The organism is Hyphomonas sp. UBA3601, from assembly GCF_002375605.1.
GTDB lineage: Bacteria > Pseudomonadota > Alphaproteobacteria > Caulobacterales > Hyphomonadaceae > Hyphomonas.
Genome location: NZ_DFME01000020.1, coordinates 25,944 through 32,775 on the forward strand (window position 1 = coordinate 25,944; position 6,832 = coordinate 32,775).

General features: G+C 58.9%; 7 protein-coding genes. 2 read left to right on the plus strand and 5 right to left on the minus strand.

Annotated elements, in window-relative coordinates; all coding sequences use genetic code 11:
- Positions 1-4: 4 nt before the first annotated feature.
- Positions 5-736 carry a MarR family winged helix-turn-helix transcriptional regulator gene (locus tag B4F73_RS01625; protein WP_206991829.1) on the minus strand — a complete coding sequence of 244 codons (732 nt, stop codon included), beginning with the start codon at positions 734-736 and terminating at the stop codon, positions 5-7.
- Positions 737-863: 127 nt separating this feature from the next.
- Here B4F73_RS01625 and B4F73_RS01630 point away from each other — a divergent pair, with 127 nt between their 5' ends.
- Positions 864-1,415, plus strand: coding sequence for an NUDIX hydrolase (locus B4F73_RS01630; RefSeq protein ID WP_206991828.1), 552 nt, complete (start codon positions 864-866; stop codon positions 1,413-1,415).
- Here the strand turns inward: B4F73_RS01630 and B4F73_RS01635 are convergent.
- Together B4F73_RS01635 and B4F73_RS01640 are read right to left on the minus strand one after the other, a co-directional pair.
- On the minus strand, positions 1,412-2,053 hold the full coding sequence (locus B4F73_RS01635) for an inner membrane-spanning protein YciB (RefSeq protein WP_206991827.1): 642 nt from the start codon (positions 2,051-2,053) through the stop codon (positions 1,412-1,414). The two genes, B4F73_RS01630 and B4F73_RS01635, sit on opposite strands and share 4 nt — an antisense overlap.
- A gap of 110 nt (positions 2,054-2,163) precedes the next feature.
- A complete protein-coding gene (locus B4F73_RS01640) occupies positions 2,164-3,024 on the minus strand; it encodes a DMT family transporter (protein ID WP_206991826.1) in 861 nt (286 codons plus the stop codon).
- Positions 3,025-3,128: 104 nt separating this feature from the next.
- On the opposite strand from B4F73_RS01640, the gene B4F73_RS01645 reads away from it, so the two are divergent.
- A complete protein-coding gene (locus B4F73_RS01645) occupies positions 3,129-4,865 on the plus strand; it encodes an N-acyl-D-amino-acid deacylase family protein (RefSeq protein WP_290482361.1) in 1,737 nt (578 codons plus the stop codon).
- On the opposite strand, the gene ftsY is transcribed toward B4F73_RS01645, so the two are convergent.
- Together ftsY and B4F73_RS01655 are read right to left on the minus strand one after the other, a co-directional pair.
- The gene (gene ftsY / locus B4F73_RS01650; protein ID WP_290482362.1) at positions 4,866-6,254 is read right to left on the minus strand and encodes a signal recognition particle-docking protein FtsY; all 1,389 of its coding nucleotides are present in this window, start codon (positions 6,252-6,254) and stop codon (positions 4,866-4,868) included.
- A partial coding sequence (locus B4F73_RS01655; RefSeq protein ID WP_290482363.1) for a radical SAM protein occupies positions 6,251-6,832 on the minus strand: 582 nt, incomplete at its 5' end. The genes B4F73_RS01655 and ftsY, both read right to left, overlap by 4 nt.

Consider the following 6,832-nt stretch of genomic DNA (forward strand, 5'->3'; position numbering starts at 1 on the left):
AGCCTTACTTCTTCGTCGCTTTGCGAGCTTTCTTCACCGGAGCCTTTTTGACGGCCTTGGTGGTCGTGGCTGGCTTCGCTTTCGGTGCTGCTTTCGCTTTGGCTTTAGGCGCAGCTTTCTTGGCTGGCGCTTTTTTCACCGCAGGCTTCGGAGCGGCTTTTGCAGCTGGAGCTTTCTTGGCAGCGGGCTTTTTAGCCGGAGCCTTCTTTGCAGCAGGCTTCTTGGCTGGAGCTTTCTTCACTGCAGGCTTCGGAGCAGCTTTTGCGGCCGGCGCAGGAGCAGCAGGCTTTGGCGCAACAGCGGCTTCAGCCTTGTCAGCCTCAGCAACCATATCCTTCAGACCGGATACCAGCGTGGCTTGCTTGGTTTTCGGCAGGGCTTCGAAGATGGCTGCATCAGCCTTCTCAACAGCTGGAAGAGCTTTCTCGTAAGCTTTCTTGCCTTTCGCCATCAGCGAAACGACCTTGGCGCGCTTGTCCGTTTTGGAAGCGACGCGCTTGATGAGGCCAGCCTTTTCCATACGAGCGACCATGTCGGCCAGCGTCGAACGGTCGATTCCGGTTGCGTTGACGAGGTCGGACTGGCTGACGCCATCATTGCCTGAGAGAGCGGCAAGGACAGAGAACTGGCGCAGGGTGATACCTGCTGCGGCAAGCGCAGAAGCCGATTCATTGGCGGCAATTTGCTGGGCACGATGGAGCAGATGGCTCGGTGAGGTTTTAAGATTGTAGGTCATGATGGTAGTCTTTCTGTGTTTATTTAGGCGTTGGGCGCGATGGATAATCCGGTTATTGGTCTGTTAAGTATACGACCCGTGTGCGGATCAACATTCACCCCAATACAAGCAAGAGGCTTAAGGTTCGATGACGGAGGAATTATCAAATGGTTTCTTTTCTCAAGATTTCAAACTGAAAATACCTTCTGGCGACGACCGAATACGCCGTGTTTGCTCACATTGCCAGTTCGTAGACTACATAAATCCGAAAATTATTGCAGCTTCAGTTGCGACAAAAGGTGACAAAATCCTGCTTTGCAGGCGCGCGATTGATCCGCGTAAGGGATTCTGGACGCTTCCAGCCGGGTTCATGGAGGTCGGGGAGACCGTTGAAGACGCCGCTAAACGAGAGGCTCGGGAAGAGGCAAATGCCGATATCAGCCTGGGTCAAGTTCTTGCCGTCTACTCCGTTCCCCGCATTGCGCAAGTCCATGTCATGTTCAGAGCAGAGTTGGTGTCGGATATTTCGCCTGGGCCCGAGAGTGAGGAAGTCGCCCTGTTTGACTGGAAAGACCTACCGTGGGCGAATCTTGCCTTTCCGACCGTCGTCTGGGCCTTGACCCATTTTTCCAGCGTTCGAAACCGCGCGGCATTCGTGCCGTTCTCAAATCCGCCCGGCACCGAGCAATTGACCCGCTAGGTATCTGCTTCCTCGGGCTTTCGCATATGCTTCAGCGTATACGGCGTATTCGCCAGCGCGAATACCACACCGATCACGATATTGCCGAGCTTCCAGTTAGCCCACGTCGCCTCGGAAAAGTTACGCCAGAGAAACTCGTTCCACGCCGCCATGGCAACAAAATAGAGCCCCCAGCGAATAGCCAGGGTTTTCCAGGCGTGATCTGGCAGATCAAATACGGTGTGGAACAACATTTTCCAGATGTTCCGTCCCACGGCGAGCCCGCCAAAGATCACGCCTGCATAAAGCAGATTGATGATCGTCGGCTTGATAAACAGGAACAGCTTCGACTGAAGCAGGATACCTGCCGTACCGAACGCCCCAATCAAGGCGGATGAGACAATCAGGAATGGCGGGATTCTTTCACCGCGGATCAATTTCTGAATAATCACGAAAGCTGTGAAGACGATGAGCACGCCGGTCGCCCAATAAAGCGCGGTGTCCTTGGTAAACAACCCTTCGCCTTCCGGGAATCTCAACATCACGTTGTAGATACCGATAAACGCCAGCGTCGGGCCGAGTTCGGTCCAGATGCTGCCAGCTTTGGCCGTCGCATCGCTCAGCTCAGCTGAGCCTTCCGTGTTCTGTTTCTTTGTCATAACTTCTCTACGCGTCTCGGCTGCTGCTGGATTGGTCACAAGCTGTAGCTCCCCTCAGACAATAGTCGACCTAATAAATCACGAACGCAGATGCAGCGATCTGAAACAAGCTATGCCCCGACTTGCATGGAGAGGAGCCCCGCGGCCAGCAAAGCGGCGGCACATATTCGTCTGTACCCGAATCCCTCCTTCAGGAATATAGCCCCAAGGGCCGCAGCGAACACGACCGAAGTTTCCCGCAAGGCGGTTACAATGGCGGCATCTGTCAGTGTGTAGGCATAGATGGCGAGCGCATATGAGAACGTGCCCAAAATCCCACCTGCGAGCCCTCCCTTCCATTGTTTCGCAATGGCAGCGCGTATACGTCCCCTGCGCTGCATGCAAGCGACGACGGTTACGCCGATCCAGTCCAGCAGGAATAGCCAAACCACAAAAGTCATCGGATTCGGCATAGCGCGAGCGGCGCGCGTGTCCGCCACAGCATAAAGACCAACGCCCAGTGCAGTGAGCACGGCCCAGATCAGGGCGTCCCGATCAAGCCGCCGCGTTGAGGCTGTCGTTCCCGTCGGCAGGGCAAACAGAATGATGGCAAAGCTGGCCACGGCCAGCCCGGCCATCTGGAGTGCCGTCAGATGCTCGTGCAACGCAAAGACAGCAAAGCAGGCGGTCGCGAGCGGCGCCAGGCCTCGCATCACGGGGAAGACCAGAGACAAGTCGCCCCTGTGCAGCGCTCGTACGAGACAGAACTGGTAAATCCAGTGAACCACGACGGAAACGCAAATGAGCGGCCAGGTCTCTCTCGGCGGGGTGGGAACAAAGGGCGCAAAGGGCAGGACGCTTAGCCCCATGACGATCGCAACCGCCATGCGCGCTGTCAGGACGTCGCCGCCCCGCTTCACGAACATGTTGGTGGCGGCAACCGTCACTGCAGACAAAAGGCACAGAACCACAGGCAGAAGCGTCATCGACATTGCGGCGACCTATGCACGACTTGCTGACGCGTGGGAAGGATTTGACTCTTGCCCGGTTGAGGGTCTGACTCGCCTCAAACAAGAAACTCCGGAGGAAACCCATCATGACGCACGATCTGGTCTTGCGCGGCGGAACGATCATAGACGGCACAGGCGGCGAAAGCTTCGAGGGCGACGTCGCTGTTTCAAAGGGGATGATTACGGAAGTCGGAAAAGTCTCTGGCCGCGGCATCGAGGAAATCGACGCGCGCGGACAAATCGTGACTCCCGGCTTTGTCGACGTCCACACGCACTATGATGGTCAGGCAACCTGGACCGGATCAATCAGCCCGTCATCCCTGCACGGCGTCACGACAGTGGTGATGGGAAATTGCGGCGTCGGATTCGCTCCGTGCAAGCCTGAAGATCATGGTCGCCTCATTCGTCTGATGGAAGGCGTGGAGGATATCCCCTTCCCTGTTCTGGCCGAAGGCCTGCCTTGGAACTGGGAGAGCTTTCCCGACTATCTCGACAGCCTGTCGAATGGACAATTCGACGCTGACATCTGTGCGCAGCTGCCTCATGCGGCCCTGCGGGTCTATGTGATGGGCGAACGCGGCGCCAATCGGGAGCCGGCCACTGAGGACGACATCCGCCAGATGCGGGCTTTGGCAACCGAGGCTATCCGCGCAGGCGCGATCGGCTTTTCGACCTCCCGCACACTGAACCACCGTACCAGCGACGGTCAGCCTACGCCCACCCTCACCGCGAGCGAAGCCGAACTCACGGGCATCTCGCAAGGCGTGGCAGACGCCGGACGGGGCGTCCTGCAATTCGTGTCGGACTTCGATGATCCGGAAAAGGAAGCAGCCATGCTGCGCCGTATTGTCGAAGCGAGCGGCCGGCCATTATCTGTCTCGCTGGCCCAGGCAGATATTGCCCCGGAAGGCTGGCGGCGCTTGTTGGGCGCCATCGAACAGGCCGCCGAGGATGGCCTGCCAATGCGTGCACAGGTCGCCCCCCGTCCGGTCGGCGTGTTGCTTGGCTTTGAATTGACGCTGAATCCATTCAGCGCCTACCCGGTTTACCGTGAAATCGCGAACCTGCCTTTTGAAGAGCGCATAAAACTGCTGCGCACTGAAGACTTTCGCAAACGATTGCTGGCCGACGCACCGGACACAGATAATCCCTTCCTGAAAGTCATGTTGCGAAGCTTCGGAAAGATCTTTCAGCTTGACGATCCAGTAGATTATGAGCCCACACCTGATCGTACGCTGGAAGCCATTGCAGCCCGGCGAGGCATATCGCCAGAAGAAGCCGCACTCGACCTGATGCTGGAACGGAAGGGGCATGGCATGCTCTACCTGCCCTTTCTGAACTATTCCGGTGGCTCGCTTGACCCATCCTACGAGATGATGCTCAGCCCTGCGACACTGCCCGGCCTGTCAGACGGCGGCGCGCACGTCGGCATGATCTGTGATGGCTCTTTCACCACCACGATGCTGACCCATTGGGTCCGCGACCGAACACGGGGCCCACGCATTCCCATTGAGCACATCGTGCACCGTCAGACCCGCGCCACGGCACAATGGATCGGACTGAATGATCGCGGACTGGTAGCCCCGGGCTACCGTGCCGATCTGAATGTGATCGACCTCACAAACCTGAAGCTCCACTTGCCTCGCGTGGACTATGACCTCCCCGCTGGCGGTCGGCGCCTGATGCAAACTGCCTCCGGCTACACAGCAACAATACTAAACGGACAAATTACCCACCGAGACGGAGATCCCACCGGTGCACGCCCCGGCCGCCTGCTGCGAGGAGCCAGGGAACCCCAATCGACCGCCATCGCCGCCGAATAGTCAGTCCTGAATTCCGACCAAAGCCTTCGAGAAGGCCTCCGCGCTGAATGGGCGGAGGTCTTCTGCTTTTTCGCCGATGCCGATGAAGTGGATCGGCAGGTCAAACGCCTCCGCAATGGCCACCAGCACACCGCCCTTGGCCGTGCCATCGAGTTTGGTCATGACGAGACCTGTGACGCCCGCCGTATTTCTGAATGCCTCGACCTGGGACAGCGCGTTCTGGCCAACGGTCGCGTCCAGCACGAGAATGACATCATGCGGCGCAGTCGGGTCCAGCTTACGGACAACACGGACGACTTTTTCAAGCTCGGCCATCAACTCAGCCTTGTTCTGCAGCCGTCCAGCCGTGTCGACCAGCACAAGATCGAGATCGTCCGCCTTCGCCTGTTCCATCGCCTCGTAAACAAGGCCTGCCGCATCGGCGCCCGTAGGCTTTGACATGACAGGAATACCGGCCCGCTCGCCCCAGACCGTAAGTTGCTCAATCGCCGCCGCCCGGAATGTGTCACCTGCGACGAGCAGCGCCTTAGCCCCCTGCTCTGTCAGCTTGGACGCAATCTTGCCGATTGTGGTCGTCTTGCCGGAGCCGTTGACCCCGACGAACAAGACAATGCGCGGACGCGGACCGTCTGAGAAGTCCACGATCTTTTCGCGAGGTTTCAGAACGTCGGTGATTTCATCCGCCAGCGCCTGTCGGATTTCGTCTTCGCTGATTTCCTTGTCGAACCGTTCCTTGGCGAGATTGCCCGTCACCCGCATCGCTACCTTTGCGCCCAGATCTGACGTGATCAGCAGGTCTTCGAGTTCTTCAAGAGTCTCATCATCAAGTTTCCTTCGGCCGAATACAGCCAAGCCGGACGTCAATCGCGCCGAAGACCGGGACAGGCCGGATCCGAGCTTGGCCACGAACCCCGGATCATTGGCTTCCGCTTCCATGGCCGCCCGCGCAGCAGCTTCACGCTCAGCGCGCATGCGTTCGGCCTCGCGCCGATCTTCGAGCAGTTTGAGTTCTGCAGCCGCCTTCGCCTGCGCCGCTTCGCGCTCTTCCTTGGCCTTGCGGGCCCGTTCGGCCTCTTCCGCAAGACGCGCGGCTTCCGCATCATCCGCACGCGCCTGAGCGGCGGCACGTGCCTCATCAGCTTTGCGGACTTCCTCATCCAGCCGCTTTGCTTCTGCGGCCGCTGCCTCGGCCTCGCGCGCCTGTCGCTCTTCCCAGGCCTTGTTAGCCTCGGCGACCTTGCGCTCGATCTCTTCCTGTTCGGCAATCTTTTGCGCAGCTTCAGCTTCCCTGGCCGCCAGTTCATCCGCTGACAGCTCCGGCGACTCCATTGCGGCGCCAGCCTCTTTCAGCTCTTCTTCTTTTTTCTTTTTTCCGAACCAAAGGATCATGCGGTCAGCGCTCCGATCAGCTGTTTTCCATCCTGCCGGACTATACGTGCGCGTACCGGGCGTCCAGCTTCGCCCGGATCACTCTCGAACTGTACCGGCGTGAAGTCCGGCAGACGCGCGGAGTTCCCGCGCTCGACCAGAGCTTCAACAGTCTGGCCGTCATATTTCCTGAGATGCCGCTCCAACGCCGCCGCGCCGACGTCTCTCAGGCGCGCGGCGCGCGTTTTCACCATGGCCTTGTCGAGTTGCGGCATGCGCGCAGCCGGGGTGCCGGGACGGGGCGAATACGGGAAGACGTGCAGGAAGGACAAGCCGCACTCTTCCACGAGCCGGGCCGAATTCTCGAAATGGGCTTCGGTCTCGGTCGGGAAACCGGCAATGATGTCCGCGCCGAAGGCGATGTCAGGCCGAACCGCGCGGAGACGGTCTGTCAGCGCGATAGCATCGGCGCGCAGATGCCGCCGTTTCATGCGCTTCAGGATCAAATCGTCTCCGTGCTGAAGGGACAGATGCATGAAAGGCGCAAGTCGAGGTTCCGCCATGGTCTCCATCAAGGCATCATCTATCTCGATGGCGTC

What these genes read in the sequence shown, in the direction of transcription:
- B4F73_RS01640 (WP_206991826.1), bottom strand. Translation starts at nt 3,024, where the DNA reads ATGTCGATGACGCTTCTGCCTGTGGTTCTGTGCCTTTTGTCTGCAGTG.
- ftsY (WP_290482362.1), bottom strand. Translation starts at nt 6,254, where the DNA reads ATGATCCTTTGGTTCGGAAAAAAGAAAAAAGAAGAAGAGCTGAAAGAG.
- B4F73_RS01635 (WP_206991827.1), bottom strand. Translation starts at nt 2,053, where the DNA reads ATGACAAAGAAACAGAACACGGAAGGCTCAGCTGAGCTGAGCGATGCG.
- B4F73_RS01645 (WP_290482361.1), top strand. Translation starts at nt 3,129, where the DNA reads ATGACGCACGATCTGGTCTTGCGCGGCGGAACGATCATAGACGGCACA.
- B4F73_RS01630 (WP_206991828.1), top strand. Translation starts at nt 864, where the DNA reads ATGACGGAGGAATTATCAAATGGTTTCTTTTCTCAAGATTTCAAACTG.
- B4F73_RS01625 (WP_206991829.1), bottom strand. Translation starts at nt 736, where the DNA reads ATGACCTACAATCTTAAAACCTCACCGAGCCATCTGCTCCATCGTGCC.